The sequence below is a fragment of the Pectobacterium brasiliense genome, assembly GCF_013449685.1.
Taxonomy (GTDB): Bacteria; Pseudomonadota; Gammaproteobacteria; order Enterobacterales; family Enterobacteriaceae; genus Pectobacterium; species Pectobacterium brasiliense_A.
Genome location: NZ_JACDSF010000097.1, coordinates 4211 through 5041 on the forward strand (window position 1 = coordinate 4211; position 831 = coordinate 5041).

Genomic DNA, 831 nt, shown 5'->3' on the forward strand with positions numbered 1-831 from the left:
GACGACGCAAATCTACACGCGGGTTGCTATCGGTCATCTGAAACAGGTGCATGAGAAAACCCATCCGGCAGAGCGGAAGCCGAAGTCACGCCGAAAGAAAACAACGCGGGTCGCCCCTGACAAGGGATAAAAGAATGAGTATGATTAAATCCTACTTAGCGGGAGAAAGGGGTTACCAATGAGAACGACACAGCAGATGAGCATCACGTTGCCGAATGAGATGGCGGCACTGGTCAAAGCGCGTGTTGCCAGCGGCGAATATGCATCGGAAAGCGAAGTTATCCGAGAAGGACTTAGGGCGCTGTTGGCGCGTGATAATGCGGTGGAGAAATGGTTGCAGGAACAGGTTGTTCCGGCATGGAATGCGCTGCAACGGGGGGAAACGGACAGCCTCAGCGGTAACGACATAAGAAACCGACTGAAAGCCGAGCATAAGAAGGCGACCGGAGAATAATAATGGAGTATCAGGTGGTGTTCGCACCCGAAGCGGAAGATCAACTTGCCGCGTTGTATGGTTATATCGCGGAGGCGGCGACACCGAATACGGCGCTGAGCTACACGGAAAGCGTGGTTAATTACTGTGAGTCACTGGCGCTGTTCCCAGAGAGGGGAAACCCCCGTAATGACCTTCTGGCAGGGCTTCGTGTGACGAACTACCGTAAAAGAACGGTCATTGCCTTCATGGTGGAAGAAGACAAAAGGACGGTAACGGTGCTGGGCATCTGGCACGGTGGTCAGGACTATGAAAGCGACCTGCTGACGGATGATGCTGACTGAACGCAGACAGTCACAAAAAGTAGCTCACTCTCTTCAAGGTCGCTGGTACGGTGC

Annotated in this window: 2 protein-coding genes and 1 pseudogene; all 3 read left to right on the forward strand. The window is 53.4% G+C overall.

Annotated elements, in window-relative coordinates:
* A pseudogene (locus tag H0248_RS22300) lies at nucleotides 1–130 on the forward strand (site-specific tyrosine recombinase XerC); the annotation flags it as partial.
* Nucleotides 131–178: 48 nt separating this feature from the next.
* Nucleotides 179–454, forward strand: a complete 276-nt coding sequence (locus H0248_RS21320; RefSeq protein ID WP_180787401.1) for a type II toxin-antitoxin system ParD family antitoxin — start codon at nucleotides 179–181, stop codon at nucleotides 452–454.
* A gap of 2 nt (nucleotides 455–456) precedes the next feature.
* Nucleotides 457–777 (forward strand): type II toxin-antitoxin system RelE/ParE family toxin, encoded by a 321-nt coding sequence (locus H0248_RS21325; protein WP_180787402.1) that lies wholly within the window; start codon nucleotides 457–459, stop codon nucleotides 775–777.
* Nucleotides 778–831 lie beyond the last annotated feature (54 nt).

Excerpts from the sequence above, each read along its gene's own strand:
- H0248_RS21320 (WP_180787401.1), top strand. The coding sequence starts at position 179 with ATGAGAACGACACAGCAGATGAGCATCACGTTGCCGAATGAGATGGCG.
- H0248_RS21325 (WP_180787402.1), top strand. The coding sequence starts at position 457 with ATGGAGTATCAGGTGGTGTTCGCACCCGAAGCGGAAGATCAACTTGCC.